The sequence below is a fragment of the Streptomyces sp. PKU-EA00015 genome (assembly GCF_013387495.1).
Taxonomy (GTDB): domain Bacteria; phylum Actinomycetota; class Actinomycetes; order Streptomycetales; family Streptomycetaceae; genus Streptomyces.
Window position 1 is genome coordinate 226489 of record NZ_JABZEE010000008.1, and the last position, 17561, is coordinate 244049.

At 73.0% G+C, this 17561-nt stretch carries 16 protein-coding genes and 2 pseudogenes; 6 read left to right on the forward strand and 12 right to left on the reverse strand.

The window, feature by feature from the left end; all coding sequences use genetic code 11:
• The first annotated feature begins 76 nt into the window (after positions 1 to 76).
• Positions 77 to 787: a DsbA family oxidoreductase gene (locus tag HW130_RS08905; RefSeq protein ID WP_177148890.1), complete on the forward strand. Its 711-nt coding sequence runs from the start codon at positions 77 to 79 to the stop codon at positions 785 to 787.
• A gap of 28 nt (positions 788 to 815) precedes the next feature.
• Here the strand turns inward: HW130_RS08905 and HW130_RS08910 are convergent, their stop codons facing one another.
• Entirely contained in the window at positions 816 to 1304 is a 489-nt protein-coding gene (locus HW130_RS08910) for a GNAT family N-acetyltransferase (RefSeq protein WP_177148891.1), read from the reverse strand.
• 75 nt (positions 1305 to 1379) lie between these two features.
• On the opposite strand from HW130_RS08910, the gene HW130_RS08915 reads away from it, so the two are divergent.
• Entirely contained in the window at positions 1380 to 2438 is a 1059-nt protein-coding gene (locus HW130_RS08915) for an aminotransferase class V-fold PLP-dependent enzyme (protein ID WP_177148892.1), read from the forward strand.
• A gap of 10 nt (positions 2439 to 2448) precedes the next feature.
• Here HW130_RS08915 and HW130_RS08920 read toward each other — a convergent pair whose 3' ends face one another.
• Complete coding sequence (locus HW130_RS08920; protein WP_177148893.1) at positions 2449 to 2958, reverse strand: MarR family winged helix-turn-helix transcriptional regulator; 510 nt, start codon at positions 2956 to 2958, stop codon at positions 2449 to 2451.
• Between the two features lie 162 nt (positions 2959 to 3120).
• Between HW130_RS08920 and HW130_RS08925 the strand changes: the two genes are divergently transcribed.
• Positions 3121 to 4191: an alkene reductase gene (locus tag HW130_RS08925; protein ID WP_177148894.1), complete on the forward strand. Its 1071-nt coding sequence runs from the start codon at positions 3121 to 3123 to the stop codon at positions 4189 to 4191.
• 269 nt (positions 4192 to 4460) lie between these two features.
• On the opposite strand, the gene thpD is transcribed toward HW130_RS08925, so the two are convergent.
• From thpD to HW130_RS08950, 5 genes and pseudogenes are all read right to left on the reverse strand, one after another.
• Positions 4461 to 5357, reverse strand: a complete 897-nt coding sequence (thpD, locus tag HW130_RS08930) for an ectoine hydroxylase (protein WP_177148895.1) — start codon at positions 5355 to 5357, stop codon at positions 4461 to 4463.
• Positions 5358 to 5360: 3 nt separating this feature from the next.
• The gene (locus tag HW130_RS08935) at positions 5361 to 5759 is read right to left on the reverse strand and encodes an ectoine synthase (protein WP_177148896.1); all 399 of its coding nucleotides are present in this window, start codon (positions 5757 to 5759) and stop codon (positions 5361 to 5363) included.
• 31 nt (positions 5760 to 5790) lie between these two features.
• Entirely contained in the window at positions 5791 to 7059 is a 1269-nt protein-coding gene (gene ectB, locus HW130_RS08940) for a diaminobutyrate--2-oxoglutarate transaminase (protein ID WP_177148925.1), read from the reverse strand.
• Positions 7060 to 7082: 23 nt separating this feature from the next.
• Positions 7083 to 7631 carry a diaminobutyrate acetyltransferase gene (ectA, locus tag HW130_RS08945; RefSeq protein WP_177148897.1) on the reverse strand — a complete coding sequence of 183 codons (549 nt, stop codon included), beginning with the start codon at positions 7629 to 7631 and terminating at the stop codon, positions 7083 to 7085.
• Between the two features lie 346 nt (positions 7632 to 7977).
• Positions 7978 to 8339, reverse strand: a pseudogene (locus HW130_RS08950) (alanine--glyoxylate aminotransferase family protein); the annotation flags it as partial.
• A gap of 215 nt (positions 8340 to 8554) precedes the next feature.
• Here HW130_RS08950 and HW130_RS08955 point away from each other — a divergent pair.
• Positions 8555 to 9640 (forward strand): amidohydrolase family protein, encoded by a 1086-nt coding sequence (locus tag HW130_RS08955; protein ID WP_177148898.1) that lies wholly within the window; start codon positions 8555 to 8557, stop codon positions 9638 to 9640.
• A 317-nt stretch (positions 9641 to 9957) separates the two neighbouring features.
• Positions 9958 to 10902 (forward strand): SCO1860 family LAETG-anchored protein, encoded by a 945-nt coding sequence (locus HW130_RS08960; RefSeq protein ID WP_177148899.1) that lies wholly within the window; start codon positions 9958 to 9960, stop codon positions 10900 to 10902.
• Between the two features lie 70 nt (positions 10903 to 10972).
• Here the strand turns inward: HW130_RS08960 and cobC are convergent, their stop codons facing one another.
• Positions 10973 to 12076 carry an Rv2231c family pyridoxal phosphate-dependent protein CobC gene (gene cobC, locus HW130_RS08965; RefSeq protein WP_177148900.1) on the reverse strand — a complete coding sequence of 368 codons (1104 nt, stop codon included), beginning with the start codon at positions 12074 to 12076 and terminating at the stop codon, positions 10973 to 10975.
• Positions 12077 to 12174: 98 nt separating this feature from the next.
• Positions 12175 to 12588 (reverse strand): annotated as a pseudogene (locus tag HW130_RS08970) (cobalamin biosynthesis protein); the annotation flags it as partial.
• A gap of 107 nt (positions 12589 to 12695) precedes the next feature.
• On the opposite strand from HW130_RS08970, the gene HW130_RS08975 reads away from it, so the two are divergent.
• Positions 12696 to 13415 (forward strand): ZIP family metal transporter, encoded by a 720-nt coding sequence (locus HW130_RS08975; RefSeq protein ID WP_177148902.1) that lies wholly within the window; start codon positions 12696 to 12698, stop codon positions 13413 to 13415.
• Positions 13416 to 13426: 11 nt separating this feature from the next.
• On the opposite strand, the gene HW130_RS08980 is transcribed toward HW130_RS08975, so the two are convergent.
• Genes HW130_RS08980 through HW130_RS08990 form a run of 3 tightly spaced genes read right to left on the reverse strand, consistent with a single transcriptional unit; the run spans position 13427 to position 17456 of the window.
• Entirely contained in the window at positions 13427 to 14818 is a 1392-nt protein-coding gene (locus HW130_RS08980) for a cobyrinate a,c-diamide synthase (RefSeq protein WP_177148903.1), read from the reverse strand.
• Positions 14812 to 15420, reverse strand: coding sequence for a cob(I)yrinic acid a,c-diamide adenosyltransferase (gene cobO / locus HW130_RS08985; protein WP_177148904.1), 609 nt, complete (start codon positions 15418 to 15420; stop codon positions 14812 to 14814). The genes HW130_RS08980 and cobO overlap by 7 nt, the downstream gene beginning before the upstream one ends.
• Positions 15420 to 17456, reverse strand: coding sequence for a putative cobaltochelatase (locus tag HW130_RS08990; protein WP_177148905.1), 2037 nt, complete (start codon positions 17454 to 17456; stop codon positions 15420 to 15422). The genes cobO and HW130_RS08990 overlap by 1 nt, the downstream gene beginning before the upstream one ends.
• Positions 17457 to 17561 lie beyond the last annotated feature (105 nt).

A 17561-nucleotide genomic window follows, 5' to 3' on the forward strand; every position in this document is an offset into this window, starting at 1 on the left:
GTCCGTGAGCGTTGAGCCTGCCGCGGAGGTGGCCTCCGCATGCCCCGAGCCGCACGACCTGGAGTGATGAGAAGACATGCGCGTCGAGATCTGGAGCGACATCGCCTGCCCCTGGTGCTACATCGGCAAAGCCCGCTTCGAGAAGGGGCTCGCCGCCTTCGCGCACCGCGACGGGATCGAGGTCGTGCACCGCTCCTTCGAGCTCGACCCGCGCCGTGCCAAGGGCGACACCGCCCCCGTGATCGACATGCTCGCCGCGAAGTACGGGCGCACCCGCGAGGAGGCGCGGGCCATGGAGGAGCACGTCGCGTCCAACGCCCGTGCGGAGGGCCTCGGTTACCGCACCGAGGGGCGCGACCACGGCAACACCTTCGACATCCACCGGCTGTCGCACCTCGCCAAGGCCCGCGGTCGTCAGGACGAGCTCCTCGACCTCGCCTACCGGGCGAACTTCGCCGAGGAGCGGTCGGTCTTCGACGCCGACGTCCTGATCGCGCTCGGCGTCGAGGCGGGGCTCGACGAGGACGAGGTGCGCGCGGTCCTGGCCGACGAGAGCGCCTACGCGGACGACGTACGGGCCGACGAGCGCGAGGCCGCCGAGCTGGGCGCGACCGGGGTGCCGTTCTTCGTCATCGACCGGCGCTACGGCGTCTCCGGTGGGCAGCCGGCGGAGGTCTTCACACAGGCGCTGGAGCAGGCGTGGCAGGGCCGGGCGCTGACCCCGCTCGGCGCCGACGACTCCCCGGCCTGCGACGCCGACGGGTCCTGCGAGGTCCCCTCCGCCTGACGCCGTTCCCGGTGCCGCAGGCCGGCTCCTACAGGGGCCGTACGAACGCGATGCCCGGCCGGCCGTCCAGCACGAGCTCGCCCGTGGCGGTGAAGCCGGTACGGGCCAGCACCGCGCGCGAACCGGCGTTGTCCACCGTGGTCACCGCCCGCAGCTCGGTCAGCCCGTACTCCGCCGCCAGCGCGCAGACCTCTCGCACGGCGGCGGTCGCCAGCCCGCGGCCCGCCGCGCTCCTCGCCACGCGGTAGCCGAGCTCGGCGCTGCCGTCGGCCACGTCGACGAGGTTGACCCGGCCCAGCACCCGCCCGTCCTCGTCGACGAGGACGTGGAAGTGGCACAGTCCGGTCGCCTGTTCGGCGAGCAGCGCCGCGTGCCGCTCGTCGAACCGCGCGAAGTACTCGTCGCCCCGGTCGGGAACCGACGCGGCGAAGTAGTCCCGGTTCTCCCGCTCGAACGCGAGGAGGGCGGGGGCGTGATCGGCACGGAGGCGCTGGACGGCCGGAGTGAGTGCGGGCATGACAGGACCGTACCGGCCGGGGCCGGTGTCCGGGGCGTTGTTGACCGGGCGTCCCGATCATCGGAGGGTGGCCCCATGGAGAGACTTCACGCCCTCGGCGGCGGCGAGTTCGCACCCGCGTCGACGTACCTGAACACCGCGGTGTGCGGGCTGCTGCCGCGCCGCACGGTCCGCGCGGTGACCCGGCTCGCCGAGGAGCTGGCCGAGGGGCGACCGGGCGGCTCGGGGGAGTCGGGCGCGGTGGACGCCACGCGCCGCTCGTTCGCCCGGCTCACCGGCGTGGACGAGGGGCGCGTCGCCGTCGGCGGCTCGGTCTCGGTGCACGTCGGGCTGATCGCCGCGTCGATGCCGCCGGGTGCCGAAGTCCTGTTCCCCGAGGGGGAGTACGCGTCCGTCATCACCCCGTTCACGGTGCGCGGCGACCTGAAGCTGCGGTACGCGCCGCTGGAGGCGCTGGCCGAGGCCGTGCGGCCCGGGACGGCGCTGGTGGCCTTCTCGTCGGTGCAGTCGGCGGACGGGAGGATCGCCGACCTGGCCGCCGTGCGGTCGGCCGCGGCCGCGCACGGCGCCCGTACGCTGCTGGACGCCAGCCAGTCGGCGGGCTGGCTGCCGCTGGGCGCGGGGGAGTGGGACTTCACCGTGACGGGTGGCTTCAAGTTCCTGCTGTGCCCGCGGGGCGTCTCGTTCCTGACCGTGACGGAGGAGGCGCAGGACGCGCTGGCGCCGCTGCACGCGGGCACGTTCGCGGCCGAGCGACTGTGGGAGACGACGTACGGCCCGATCGACGAGCTCGCGCACTCGGCCCGCCGCTACGACGAGCCCCCGGCCTTCCTCGCCTACCACGGCGGCGAGCAGTCGCTCGCGCTGCTGGAGGAGATCGGCATCGACGCGGTGCACGCGCACGTGGTGGCGCTGGCGCGGCGTTTCCGGGCGGGCCTCGTGTCCCTCGGACACGACCCGGTGCCGGGCGACTCGGCGATCGTCGCGGTCCCGGGCCTCGGCGCCCGCGCGGCGGAGCTGGCCGCGGCGGGCATCGTCGTCTCGGCGCGGGCGGGCCGGCTGAGGGCGGCGTTCCACCTGTACAACACGGGCGAGGACGTGGACCGCGCGCTGGAGCGCATCGGCTCGCGCTAGCGCGCGGCCCTCACGCCTGCGCTTCTCCGCAGTCCGCCGTCTCGGTGCACAGGCCGGCCTCGACCTTGCCCAGCAGGCGGGCCAGTTCCCTGCGTTCGTCCGGGTCCAGGCCGGCCAGCGTCTGCTCCTCCAGCGCGGTCCAGGCCGCCGACATGTCCGCGAGCAGGGCGCAGCTGCGCTCCGTCGCCTCGACGACGACCGCGCGGCGGTCGGCGGGGTCGGGGCTGCGGCTGACGTGGCCCGTCTGTTCCAGGCGCTGGAGCATCTTGGTGACCGTCGAGGGGTCCAGCCCCACTTCCCTGATCAGCTCCGACTGCCGTACCGGGCCGGCGCCCCACAGGCGCATCATCAGGAACTCCTGGCCGGGGTACAGGTCCAGCTCCCTGAGCAGCTTTCCCGCGGCGATGCGGTGCAGCCTCGCCACCCGGGACAGCGCGTGGCTCACGGGGCCGCCGCGTGCGGCGTGGGGGAGCGCTTCGCTACAGGCGGCGTAGCCCTGCGTCTCGGGCGCGGCGGACATGGCGACCTCCTCGGACACCCCCTGGGGGCTGCGACTGCGGCGGCGGGCCGGTCCGGCCCGTGTTCACGATGCTGTCACAGATATTACCTTGGTCGGCCAATGAATGAGGTACAGTGACCTCGCCCTCGTTAGTTGGCCGACCACATAAGTTTGGGGACGATCATGACCACCGCATTCGACCCGATCCGCCTCGGCGGCAGGCAGCTCGCCAACCGCATCGCCATGGCCCCGATGACCCGCAGCCGCGCCCACGGCCCCGGCCTGACGCCCACGCCGTCCGTCGTGGAGTACTACGCACAGCGCGCCTCCGCCGGCCTGATCGTCACCGAGGGCATCCAGCCCTCCGTCGTCGGCCAGGGCTACCCCGACACACCCGGGCTCCACAGCCGCGAGCAGATCGCCGCCTGGCGCAAGGTCACCGACGCCGTGCACGCCGCGGGCGGCACGATCTTCGCCCAGCTCATGCACGCCGGCCGCATCGGCCACCCCGTGCTGCTGCCCGACGGCCTCGTTCCGGTCGGCGCCTCCGCCGTCGCCGCGCAGGGCCAGGTCTTCACCCACGAGGGCCCCAAGGACTTCGTCACCCCCAAGGAGCTGAGCGCCGAGGAGGTACGGGCGACGATCGCCGACTTCGCCGCCGCCGCGCGCAACGCCGTGGAAGCGGGCTTCGACGGGGTCGAGCTGCACGGCGCCAACGGCTACCTGATCCACCAGTTCCTGGCGCCCAACACCAACCTGCGCACCGACGAGTGGGGCGGTTCCGACGAGAACCGGATCCGCTTCGCCGTGGAGGCGGTCAAGGCCGTGGCCGACGAGATCGGCGCCGAGCGCACCGCCATCCGGCTCTCGCCCTCCAACCCGTACAACGACATCGAGGAGCCGGAGCCCGAGGCCGTCTACACCGCCCTCGCCCAGCGGCTCGAACCGCTCGGGCTCGCCTACCTGCACCTCATCGAGGCCACCCCCGACCAGCGGGAGCTCGTCCAGACCCTGGGCAAGCTGTTCGGCGGCACGGTCGTGCTCAACCCGGCCACCGACGGCCCGACCGGCCCGGGGGAGCTGGCCCTGATCGAGGACGGCGTCGCCGACCTGGTCTCGTACGGCGCCCTGTTCCTCGCCAACCCCGACCTGCCGGCCCGTCTCCGGGCCGGCGGGCCGTACAACACCCCCGACCCGTCCTCCTTCTTCGGCGGCGGCGACCAGGGCTACATCGACTACCCGGCCCTCGTCTGAGCGGCCGGACACGCGGGCGGGGCCGGTCTCCGGAGGGGGAGGAGACCGGCCCCGCCGTGGTCGGGGTGTCCGGCTAGGGTCTTTCGTTTGGATCAGGCCGGATCCGTGAGTGGGGGTCCCCCCACGCCCGCAGGGCGCAGGGGGAGGGTCTGGTGCGTGCGATCGCAAGGCGGAGGAGGGAGACAATGGCGGAGCCATGGCGACCGACGACAACGCGGCGAGCGTGCGTGCCAGGGCCCGCGAGCCCGGCATGATCCAAACGAGAGGCCCTAGCGCACCGGGGTGAAGTCCCGGGCCCCGATGAACTCCGGCCGCCGCACCGGAGCGGCGAACGGCTCCACCGCCGCGTTCTCCACGCTGTTGAACACGATGAAGACGTTGCTGCGCGGATACGGCGTGATGTTGTCGCCCGACCCGTGCATGCAGTTGCAGTCGAACCAGGTCGCCGAACCGGCGCGGCCCGTGAACAGCCGGATGCCGTGGGCGTCGGCGAAGCGCGTCAGCGCCTCGTCCGACGGCGTCCCGGCGTCCTGCATCTGCAGCGACTTCTTGTAGTTGTCCTTCGGCGTCGCGCCCGCGCAGCCGAGGAACGTCCGGTGCGACCCCGGCATGATCATCAGGCCGCCGTTGGTGTCCAGGTTCTCGGTCAGCGCGATCGACACGGACACGGTCCGCATGCTCGGCAGTCCGTCCTCGGCGTGCCAGGTCTCGAAGTCCGAGTGCCAGTAGAAGCCCGATGCGCCGAAGCCCGGCTTGACGTTGATACGCGACTGGTGGACGTACACGTCCGAGCCGAGGATCTGACGGGCTCTGCCCACCACCCGCTCGTCGCGCACCAGCGCGGCGAAGACCTCGCTCAGCCGGTGCACCTCGAACACGGACCGCACGTCCTGGGACTGCGGCTCGATGATGGAGCGTTCGTCGGCCCGTACCGCCGGGTCGGCGATCAGCCGGTCCAGTTCGGCACGGTAGAGCGCCACCTCGTCGTCACGGATGAGCTGGTCGACGGCGAGGAAGCCGTCGCGCTCGTAGCCCATCAGATCGGCCGTGGCGATCGGCCCGGGCGTGCCCGGAGCGGACCAGACGACCGGGTCCTGACGCGGGGTCGTCACCTCGGTCGCGCCACGGGTCGGGTACAGGTCGGTGCGTGCGGGTGCGGTGGTCATGTCTCAGCCCTCCTCCGTCAGCAGCGGGTACACACCGTTCTCGTCATGGTCCTCCCGTCCGGTCACGGGCGGATTGAAGACGCAGACGCAGCGGAAGTCCGTCTTGGGGCGCATGGTGTGCTTCTCGTGACCGTCCAGCAGGTACATGGTCCCCGGCTCGATCCAGTGGGTCTCGCCCGTCTCGTCGTTGGTCAGCTCGGCCTCGCCCTCCACGCAGAGCACGGCCTCGATGTGGTTCGCGTACCACATCGACGTCTCCGTGCCCGCGTACAGCACGGTCTCGTGCAGCGAGAATCCGACCTTCTCCTTGGCGAGCACGATGCGCTTGCTCTCCCAGGTGCCGGACGCGGCCTTCACATGGCGGTCGGTGTTCTCGATGTCCTTGAACGATCGGACGATCACGGTGAGCGTTGCCTTTCTGTCTCTGCGGTGGTCAGGCGGTCTCTCGGACGGAGCGCGCCAGGATGCGCAGGCCCTCGTCCAGTTCGTCGGCGGAGACGGTCAGCGGCGGCAGCAGCTTGACGACCTCGCTCTCGGGGCCCGACGTCTCCAGGAGCAGTCCCAGCTCGAAGGCGCGGGCGCACACCCTGCCGGCGCGTGCCTTGTCGTCGAACTCCAGGCCCCACACGAGCCCGCGGCCGCGGAAGCCGACGCCCTCGCCGCCCAGTTCGTCGACGATCGCGAGCAGCGCGCGCTCGACCTGCTCGCCGCGCGCGATGGTCTGCTTCTCCATCTGCCCGTCGGCCCAGTAGGTGCCGAGCGCGGCCGCGGCCGTCACGAACGCCGGGTTGTTGCCGCGGAAGGTGCCGTTGTGCTCGCCCGGCTCCCAGATGTCCAGCTCGGGCTTGAACAGGCAGAGCGACATGGGCAGTCCGTAGCCGCTGATCGACTTGGACAGCGTGACGATGTCCGGGGTGATGCCGGCCTCCTCGAACGAGAAGAACCCGCCGGTGCGGCCGCAGCCCATCTGGATGTCGTCGACGATCAGCAGCATGTCCTGGCGCTCGCACAGGTCCGCCAGCGCGCGCAGCCACTCGGGCCGGGCCACGTTGATGCCGCCCTCGCCCTGGACCGTCTCGACGATCACGGCGGCCGGCTTGTTGAGGCCGGAGCCCTGGTCCTCCAGCAGGCGCTCGAACCACAGGAAGTCCGGGACCTGGCCGTCGAAGTAGTTGTCGAACGGCATCGGGGTGCCGTGCACCAGCGGGATGCCGGCGCCGGCGCGCTTGAAGGCGTTGCCCGTGACGGCGAGCGAGCCCAGCGACATGCCGTGGAAGGCGTTGGTGAACGAGACGATCGCCTCGCGCCCCTTCACCTTGCGGGCCAGCTTCAGCGCGGCCTCGACCGCGTTGGTGCCCGTCGGGCCGGGGAACATGACCTTGTACGGCAGGTCGCGCGGGCGCAGGACCACGTTCTGGAACGACTCCAGGAAGGCGCGCTTCGCGCTCGTCGCCATGTCCAGGCCGTGGGTGATGCCGTCCCGCTCGAGGTAGTCGATCAGCGCCCGTTTCAGGACGGGGTTGTTGTGCCCGTAGTTGAGCGATCCGGCGCCGGCGAAGAAGTCCAGGTAGGTGTGGCCGTCCTCGTCGTGCAGGTAGCTGCCCTGCGCGCGGTCGAACACGGCGGGCCAGCCGCGGCAGTAGCTGCGCACCTCGGATTCGAGGGTCTCGAAGACGCTCAGGGCGGGCGGGGTGATGGTCACAGCGGTCTCCATGGGGGTGGGGGTCAGGCGGCGAGGGGGCCGATGCGGTAGAGCACTTCCGGCTGGTGCGTTCCTTCGGGGAACAGGCGGCCGTCGAAGAGGACTTCGCGGCGCAGCTCCGCGTCGTGACGCCGGGCGTAGGAGGTGAACAGGCGGTCGGACGCCGTGTTGTCCGGCGTGATCGTGGTCTCGATCTCGCGCACCCCGCGGCCGCCGGTGACCTTGGCCGTCAGGGCGTCCAGCAGGACGCCGGCCAGCCCCCGGCCGCGGTGCTCGCGGTCGACGGCGACCTGCCAGACGACGAGCGCCTCCGGACGGTCGGGCCGCACGTAGCCGGTGACGAACGCGATCGGCTCGCCGTCGGGGCCGCGTGCCACGACGGAGGTGGCCGCGAAGTCGCGACACCACAGCAGGTAGCTGTACGAGGAGTTGAGGTCCAGGACCTCGGAGTCGCGGGCGATGCGCCAGATCGCGGCTCCGTCCTCCACTCGCGGGGTGTCGATCTCCAGCAGGTCCGGTGAATCGGTCAATTCTTCTCGGGCTCGTACAAGGTCTTCTTGTGCGGCGGTCATGCGAATTGAATTTACCGAGCAAATTCCGAGATTGCATCGGGCCAGGGGGTTGGGTCGGAGCGCCTTCTGTGTTATCGCGCGGGCGCGAGCCGTCCCGCCGATCGCCAGGCGATCGCGCTGTTTTGCCCGTATTTAAGCGGGCAAATTGCGTCCGATGTGGGGTCGGTCACATATCCGTAACCACGTTGACACCCCCTCGAATCGCCTCCGGAAGTCGATCGGAATCCGTGCGTTTAGGCACGGAGATCGGGGGCAGCAGAATGCGGGGAGCTGTTCACTTGAATTTACTCCCGCATTTATCGGACCTGCTGTGAATATGTTTTACGGGATGAGGGGCGGGCAGGTGCTACCAGTTCTCGCCGACCGCCCGCCGCGCACCTTCCGGGTCCACCTGACGGCCCTGCCCGGCCGGCGCGGCGCCGAGCGCCGCGAGGGACGACCGCACGACACCGCGCGTCGCGTCCACGCCGTAGTGGTTGACCCGGATCATCTCCTTCGCCAGCGCCCCGCCACCGGCGATCAGCGGCAGCGAGGGATCGGCGGCGAGCGCCGCCGCCACCAGGTCACGCGCGTCCACGCCGTCCGGTGCGCGCAGCGTCGTCGCGACCGGAGCCGCGTCCTTCGCCTCGTGGACGTACGGGTCAGACCGCCGCCGAGCGCCGGCGCGCCCGCGCGCGTGGCCGCCGCGGCCGAGGCGTGCCGCGCCAGCGAGCGCCCTGCATGATCACCACGTCCTGGCCGGTGCCCAGCAGCGCGGCGACCCTGCGCTCGATCGAGGCGAAGCGCGACGGGGTCAGGTCGAGCAGGGGGTGTGTCACGGCGAGCTCTCTTCGATCAGCGGTGCCGGCCCGGCGCCCGGGCCTCCCGCCGAGCCTGCCGAGGCCCCGGACACCCGCCTTTGTACGCCTCGTACAGTGCTGGGCATGAGCGATGACACGGTGCTGCACGTGAAGGGGCGGGTGCTCGTCGGACCCGAGGACGTACGGGACGAGGTGTGGGTCGTTCAGGGCCGCATCACCTACGACCGTCCTCGCGCCGAGGCGGTCACCGTGCACGGCTGGGCCCTGCCCGGACTCGTCGACGCCCACTGCCACGTGGGGCTCGACCACCAGGGCCCGGTCGACGCCGCGACCAGCGAGAAGCAGGCGCTCACGGACCGCGACGCGGGCACCCTGCTGCTGCGCGACGCGGGGTCCCCGTCGGACACCCGGTGGATCGACGACCGCGAGGACCTGCCGAAGATCATCAGGGCCGGCCGTCACATCGCACGCACCCGCCGCTACATCCGCAACTACGCCCACGAGATCGAGCCCGCCGACCTCGTGGCCTACGTCGCCCACGAGGCCCGGCGCGGCGACGGCTGGGTCAAGCTCGTCGGCGACTGGATCGACCGCGACGCGGGTGACCTGACCGCCTGCTGGCCGCGTGACGGGGTGGAGGCCGCGATCGCCGAGGCGCACCGGCTGGGCGCGCGGGTGACGGCCCACTGCTTCGCCGAGGACTCGCTGCGCGACCTCGTGGAGGCGGGCATCGACTGCATCGAGCACGCGACGGGACTCACCGAGGACACGATCCCGCTGTTCGCCGAGCGCGGCGTCGCGATCGTCCCGACGCTGGTCAACATCGGCACGTTCCCCGCGCTGGCGGCGGGCGGCGAAGCCAAGTTCCCGCGCTGGTCGGCCCATATGCGAAGGCTGCACGAGCGCCGGTACGACACCGTGCGCGCCGCCTACGACGCCGGGATCCCCGTCTTCGTCGGCACGGACGCGGGCGGCTCGCTGGCGCACGGGCTGGTCGCCGACGAGGTCGCCGAGCTGGTGAAGGCCGGTATCCCGCCGGTCCGTGCGCTGTCGGCGACCACGTGGGGCGCGCGGGAGTGGCTCGGCCGCCCGGCGCTGGAGGAGGGCGCCCCTGCGGACCTGGTCGTGTACGACGAGGACCCGCGTGCCGACGTCCGGGCCCTCGCGGGCCCGCGGCGGGTGGTGCTCAACGGACGGGTCGTCGGCTGACGCGGTCCCTCCGGCCGCCCCCCGGGCGGCGTGTTGACCCGGCGTGACCCGGCCGTTCCGCACTCGTTGAAACACTTTCCCGTGCGCCGGTCGGTGGACCGGCGCACGTCCCGCGGGCGGTGACGGGCGGGGCCACGAGGAACACCCGTGCCCCAAGAATCGAATACTGACGCGGAAACCTCACTTTAGGGTGAACTCGCCTCGGTTGACTGTCCGTTCACTCTCCGTGCGTAAAGGATGCGGGTGTCTTCGCCACCGCGTCCACGTGTCCCCGTGGACGCGGGCGGCGCCATGTCTCCTGTGGGGGTTCCACCACCGTGAACAGCAACACCTTCCGCCTGCCCGCCGCCCGTGTGCCCGCACGCAAGGCCGTCGCGGGGGCGGCCGCCGCCGCACTGGCCGTCGTCCCGCTGGCCCTCGCGACGCCCGCGCACGCCACCGGCGGCGACGGAAAGGCGGAGGCGGTCGTCCTCCGTACCGGTCTCGACGTCACCCTGATCGACAAGACCGCGCACGTCCCGCTCAAGGCCACTCTCAACGAGGTGCGGGCCCCCGGCAGCGCCGAGAAGACCACCCTGAGCGTCCGGTTGGACGGCGTCGACGAGGGGCGGCCGTTCCAGGTGATGCGTGCCGACGTGGCCACGGCCAGGGCCACCGTCGAGGACGGCAGGGCCGCCGCGTACAGCAACCTGGTCCGCGCCCGCGTGCACGTGCCCGGACTGCCCCTGCTGTCGCTCGTCGAGGTCGAGAAGGCCACCTCCGAGGCCGTGTGCGCTGCGGGGAGGAAGCCCGTCGCCACCTCCGACGTGCTCGGACACGTCAAGGTGCTCGGCAAGAAGGTGACGCTCAGCGCGGGCGGACAGACGCGCGTCGCGGTTCCGGGCGTCGGCGAGGTCACCCTCGACCTGTCGAAGACGCAGACCACGTCCCGCACGGCCGCGGCGACGGCCCTGCGCCTCACGGTGTCGGTCGATCCCCTGGACCTCAACGTCGCCGCGGTCACCGGCGAGGTGACCCTCGCCGAAGCGGCCTGCGAAGCACCCGACGCCCCGGCGAAGCCGTCCGAGAAGCCCACGGAGAACCCGTCGAAGGCCCCGGCCGACAACATCGCGCCGCAGACCGGGAAGGAGCCCGAGGAGAACCTGGCGGAGACCGGCGGCAGTTCCAGCACCCCGTACATCGCGGGCGGCGCCGGTCTGCTGCTCGCCGCCGGCGCGGCCGTGATCGTCCTGGCGCGCCGACGCTCCGGCTCCCGGGGCTGACCCGCTCCGGTCCGGCCGGGCCCCACCGAGGGGGAGGGGCCCGGCCGGACCGGGAGGCCGGGCCCGTGCGTCAGCCCAGCATGACCAGGGCCTGGTCCAGGGCCTGCAGGAAACGATTCGTCGTCACCCTGTCCCGGACCGCGAGCCGCAGCCAGTCGCCGTCCAGCCCCGGGAACGTGTCCCCGCGCCGGACGGCGAAGCCCAGTGCCCGCAGCCGCTCCCGCACCTCCTGCGCACGCCGGACCCGGACGAGCACGAACGGGCCCTCGGCGCTGTCCACCGCCCGTATCTCGTCGAACTCCGCCAGACCGGCCAGCAGATGGGCGCGGTCCGCGGCGATCTGGCGCGCCGCCTCCTCGGCCTCCGCCAGCGCGGCGCCGCCCATGCACGCCTCCGCCGCGGCCAACGCGGGCGTGGACACCGGCCACAGCGGCTGGGCGCGCTCCAGCGCGGCGATCGTGGCCGGCTCCGCCAGCACGTACCCGATCCGCAGGCCCGCGAGTCCCCACGTCTTGGTGAGACTGCGCAGCACGACAAGGCCCGGTACGTCGGTGCGGCCCGCGAGCGCCTCCACCTCTCCCGGCACCGCGTCCATGAACGCCTCGTCCACGACCAGCAGCCGTCCCGGACGCGCCAGTTCGGCGATCCGCGCGGCCGGGTGCAGGACGGACGTCGGATTGGTCGGATTGCCGATCACGACCAGATCGGCCGACTCCGGCACCGCCTTCGGATCCAGCCGGAAGCCGTTCTCCTCCCGGAGCAGGACGCGCCCCACGTCGTGGCCCGCGTCCCGCAGAGCCGCCTCCGGCTCCGTGAACTGCGGATGCACGACGACCGGCCTGCGCACCGGCAGCGCCCGCGCGAGCAGCACGAACGCCTCCGCCGCACCCGCCGTCAGCAGCACCCGCTCCATCGGCAGCCCGTGCCGGGCCGCGACGGCGGCCCGCGCGGCGCGCCCGTCCGGGTAGGCCGCCAGCGAGTCCATCGACGCGGCGATGCGCTCCCGGAGCCACCGCGGGGGCGTGCCGGTACGGACGTTGACCGCGAGGTCGACCAGGGCCGAGCCGCCGTCCCTGACCTCGGCGTCCCCGTGGTGGCGCAGGTCGTGCCCGCCGGACGGCTCGGAACGCTCCGGGTGTTCGGGATGGCCCCGGTCGTCAGTGCGCGTGTACATGGCCGCCGCGCAGCGGTACGGGAAGACGGGTCACAGGGGTCTCCTCGATGTGTGGGGGGTGGAAGAACGCACGACGGTCATCATGTCTCCTGCCGCCGGATCCCGGCAGAGGCAGGGGACGTACGCGTGGAGCTCCGCGCGATCGCGCACGTCACACCCGCGGGCCGCCCCACGGGACACGACGTGCGCTTGGGCACCAGCAGTTCGCCACCGCCCGCCAGGGCCGCCGCCTCCGCGACCGACGGCGTTCCGACCGCCGCCAGCACCGCCCCGGACGGGCCGGGCACCGGCACGGCGGCGAGCCGTGCGGCGGAGTACGCCACCAGGGGAACGCCCAGCCGCCCGGCCACGCCCACGATCCCCGGCTCGCCGGCCTTCATGTCGAGCGTGGCGACCTCCACCACGTTTGCCGCCGCCAGGCCCGCCTCGCGCAGCGCCGTCAGGACGAGCTCGACCACCTCGTCGACGGGCACACCCCTCGACGCGCCGACGCCGACGACCAGAGCGGGCGGACCGGTCATGGGGCACTCCTCGGAGTCGGGGCACAGGCGGGGCGGGGAAGTCAATCCGGTGCGGCGGCGATGTGCACGGCGGCGCGTCGATGGGCTAGCAAAGGCGCATGGCGGTGTTCGTCGCGCTCGGCGCGTTCCTGATGACGCTGTTCGGCGGCTGGATGGCGCACCGCGTCACCGACCGCCGCCACCTCGTGCTGGGCCTCGCGGGCGGCCTCATGCTCGGCGTCGTCGGGCTCGACCTGCTGCCCGAGGCGGCGGAGGCGGCGGGCCGGCCGGTGTTCGGCGTACCGCAGGCGCTGCTGCTGTTCGCCGGCGGCTTCCTCGCGGCCCACTGCGTGGAACGGCTGCTGGCCGTACGACAGGCCGCGCACGGCGGGGAACGACGCGTACCGCAGGTGGGGCTGACGGCGGCCGCGGCGATGGTGACCCACAGCCTCATGGACGGCATCGCCCTCGGCGCCGCCTTCCAGGTGGGCGGCGGCATGGGCGCCACCGTCGCGCTCGCCGTCGTCACCCACGACTTCGCCGACGGCTTCAACACGTACACGCTCACCAGCCTGTACGGGAACACCCGCCGCAAGGCGGTCGTCATGCTCATCGCCGACGCGCTCGCGCCCGTGCTCGGCGCGGCGTCCACGCTGCTGTTCACTCTTCCTGAGGAACTTCTCGGCAGCTACCTCGGGTTCTTCGGCGGCGCGCTGCTCTACCTCGCCGCCGCCGAGATCCTGCCCGAGGCGCACCACGAACACCCCGCCCGTTCCACCCTGTTGTGCACGATCGGCGGTGTCGGCTTCATCTGGCTGGTGGTCGGCCTCGCCGAATGACCCGGCCCCCGTCATGCCCGGCAGGCCTCGACGAACCGGGCGGCGACCTCGGGCCGCTGCGCCCAGTGGGTGTGCAGATAGCTGGCATGCACGCCCTGGTGCACGAAGCCCTCCACCCTGCGCTCCGGACGCACCATGCCCCACGCGGGCGTGGCACCGGCCCCCGGCTCCAGCACCGTGCGGTGGAACTCGTGGCCGCGCATGCGCGTGCCGGCCGCGGCGAGCGGGCTGTCGCCCACGGCCACGGCCTCCCGGTAGCCGAGCGTGAGCCGCCCGGTCATGCGCGCGTCCGCGTCCAGCACCCCGCACATGGGCTTCCCGTCCAGGGAACGCGCGAGGTACAGCAGCCCGGCGCACTCGGCGGCGACCGGAGCCCCGGAGCGGGCCAGCTCGGCGACGGCCTTGCGCAGCGACTCGTTCGCCGACAGCTCGGGGGCGTACACCTCGGGGAATCCGCCGCCGACGACGAGCCCGCGCGTCCCGTCCGGGAGTTGTTCGTCCCGCAGCGGGTCGAAGGTCACGACCTCGGCGCCGGCGGCCTTGAGCAGCTCGACGTGCTCGGCGTACGAGAAGGTGAACGCGGGCCCGCCGGCGACGGCGACGACGGGTCGGGGGCCATCGTTCCGCAGGGCGGGACCGGTGGGCACAACCCCACCACCACCGGCGTGCGGCCGTCCCACGACATCCGGCTCCCACGGAGCATGCGACAACGCCGGCGCGCTCCGGGCGAGGGCCAGCAAGGCCTCCAGATCGCAGCCCGCCCGCACCTGCTCCGCCTGCGCCCGCACGGCATCGACGGCCTCGGCCTGCCGCTCGGCCACCGGCACGAGCCCGAGGTGCCGCGACGGCGTCGCCACCGCAGGCGCCCGCCGGAGTACGCCCAGAACCGGCACCCCCGACTCCTCCAGCGCCTCCCGCAGCAGCCGCTCGTGCCGGTCGGTGGCGACCTTGTTCAGGATCACCCCGCCGATCCGCACCTCGGGGTCCCAGGACGCGAACCCGTGCACCAGCGCCGCCACCGACCGGGACTGCGACGACGCGTCCACCACCAGCACGACGGGTGCCCGCAGGAGTTTGGCGACCTGTGCGGTCGACGCGAGTTCACCCTGGCCCGCGGCTCCGTCGTACAGGCCCATCACGCCTTCGACGACGGCCAGTTCGCAGCCGCGCGCGCCGTGCGCGAAGAGCGGAGCGATCAGCTCCGTGCCGCACAGGTACGCGTCGAGGTTGCGGCCCGGCCGCCCGGTGGCCAGCGCGTGGTAGCCGGGGTCGATGTAGTCCGGGCCGACCTTGTGCGGCGAGACCGCGAGACCGCGGTCGGCGAACGCGGCCATCAGGCCCGTCGCGACCGTGGTCTTGCCCGCGCCGGAGGACGGCGCGGCGATGACGAGACGTGCTACCACTCGATGCCCCGCTGGCCCTTCTGCCCGACGTCCATCGGGTGCTTGACCTTCGACATGTCGGTCACGAGATCGGCGAAGTCGATCAGCTTCTGCGGGGCGTTGCGGCCGGTGATCACCACGTGCTGGGTGCCGGGCCGCTCGCGCAGCACCTCGACGACCTCGTCGGTGTCGATCCAGCCCCAGTGCATGGGGTAGGCGAACTCGTCCAGCACGTAGAGCTTGTACGTCTGCGCCGCCAGGTCCCGCTTGACCTGCTCCCAGCCCTCACGGGCCTTGTCCTCGTTGGACAGCTCGCCCTCGGCGGTGGGGCGCTGGATCCACGACCAGCCCTCGCCCATCTTGTGCCAGGCGACCGTGCCGCCCTCGCCACTCGCGCCGAGTACCTTGAGCGCGTTCTCCTCGCCGACCTTCCACTTGGCCGACTTCACGAACTGGAAGACCCCGACCGGCCAGCCCTGGTTCCAGGCCCGCAGGGCGAGCCCGAACGCGGCGGTCGACTTGCCCTTGCCGATGCCCGTGTGCACGAACACGAGCGGACGGTTGCGACGCTGACGGGTGGTGAGTCCGTCGTCCGGTACGACGGTCGGCTGTCCCTGCGGCATTAGGCGGCCCTTCTGCTGATGGCGTGTACGGAGCGGACGTCCTTGACGAGACCGGCGATCGAGTCGGCGCGCAGCTCGTCGAGGGTGACGGCGGTGCCGCCGAGTTCGCCGGCGAGGGCGCCGGCCAGACCGAGCCGTACGTGTCCCGACTCGCAGTCCACGACGACCGACGCGGTTCCTTCGGAGGCGTGCAGCCGTGCGGCGCGCAGGGCGAGCGCGAAGGCGTCGCCCGCACCCCGTGCCGTGGCGCGGCCGTCCGTCACCACGACGAGCAGCGGGCGGCGCGACGGGTCGCGCAGGCGCTCCACGCGCAGCACCTCGTGCGCCTTGAGCAGGCCCGCCGCCAGGGGCGTACGGCCGCCCGTCGGCAGCTGCTCCAGCCGGGCCGCGGCCGCGTCCACCGACGACGTCGGCGGCAGCGCCAGCTCCGCGTCCTTCCCCCGGAACGTGACCAGGCCGACCTTGTCGCGCCGCTGGTACGCGTCCAGCAGAAGCGACAGGACCGCGCCCTTGACGGCACTCATCCGCTGCCGTGCCGCCATCGATCCCGAGGCGTCCACCGCGAACAGCACGAGGTTGCCCTCGCGCCCCTCGCGGGTCGCCTGCCGCAGATCGTCCCGGCGGACCACCAGGCCGGGACCGCTGCGCCCGCGAGCGCGCTGGTGCGGGGCCGCGGCCTGCACGGTGGCGGCCAGGTGGAGCTTCGTGAGCGCGCCCCGGGGCCGGCGGGATCCGGTCGTGCGCCCGTGGTCGGTACGCGCCCGGGACCTGCGGCCCGCCGCGCCCTCGCCCAGGCCGGGCACGCTGAGCACCTTCGCGCGGAACGGCTCCGAGGCCCGTACCGGCTGCTGCTCACCCCGCCCTGCGCCGGGGGCCGGTGCGGGCGACGTCTCCGCCTCGGCGGGCTCGGACGACGCGTCCGGGCCCTGGCCCTGCGGCGGCACCCCGCCGCCGTCGGGACCGCCCCCGCCGGGGCCGCCGCCGTCGGGACCGGGGTCCGGGTCGGGATCGGGGTCGGGCTCGTCGTCGCCGAACTGCTCCAGGGTCTCGTCGAGCCGGTCCTCGTCGAGGCCCGGCGCGTCGAAGGGATTGCGCCGCCTGCGGTGCGGCAGCGCGAGCAGCGCGGCCTGGCGCACGTCGTCGGTGGTGACCTCGTCGCGGCCCGCCCAGGCCGCCAGCGCCGTCGCCGTACGCGCCATCACGATGTCCGCGCGCATGCCGTCCACCTCGAACGCCGCGCAGGTGGCCGCGATCTGACGCAGCACCGCGTCGCCGAGGACCACCCGCGGCAGCAGCTCCCGCGCCGCCACGATCCGCTCCCGCAGCGCCGCCTCCTCGTCCGCCCAGCGGACCGCGAAACCGGCCGGGTCGTCGTCGTACGCCAGCCTGCGCCGTACGACCTCCACCCGCTGGTCGGGGTCCCGGGAGGCCGCGACCTCCACCGTGAGGCCGAAGCGGTCCAGCAACTGGGGCCGCAGTTCGCCCTCTTCGGGGTTCATGGTGCCGACGAGCAGGAAGCGAGAGGCGTGCCGTACGGAGACGCCTTCCCGCTCGACGTACGAGGCGCCCATGGCAGCGGCGTCCAGCAGCAGGTCGATCAAGTGGTCGTGCAGCAGGTTGACCTCGTCGACGTACAGGATCCCGCGGTGCGCGTCCGCGAGCAGGCCCGGCTCGAAGGCCTTCACGCCCTCGGCGAGGGCCCGTTCGATGTCGAGCGCGCCGACGAGCCGGTCCTCGGAGGCGCCGACGGGCAGCTCGACCAGGCGCATCTGCCGCGCCGACGCGGCCCCGCCCTCGTGCGGACCGTCCGGGCACGCCGGGTCCGGCGCCGCGGGCGCGCAGGAGAACCGGCAACCGGCGACGACGTCGACATCCGGCATCAGCGACGCGAGCGCCCGCACGGCGGTCGACTTGGCGGTCCCTTTCTCACCGCGCACGAGCACGCCGCCGACCGCCGGACTGACCGCGTTGAGCAGGAGGGCCAGCCGCAGATCGTCCATCCCGACGACCGCGGTGAACGGATAGGGGGTGCTCATCGCCTGATCACTCCTTCGCTTGAGCCCGGCAACGTGAGCCTCGCCGGCGATTGAGGCGCGGGGGGTCCCCCACGCCCGCAGGGCGCAGGCAGGGGGCCCTCCCAC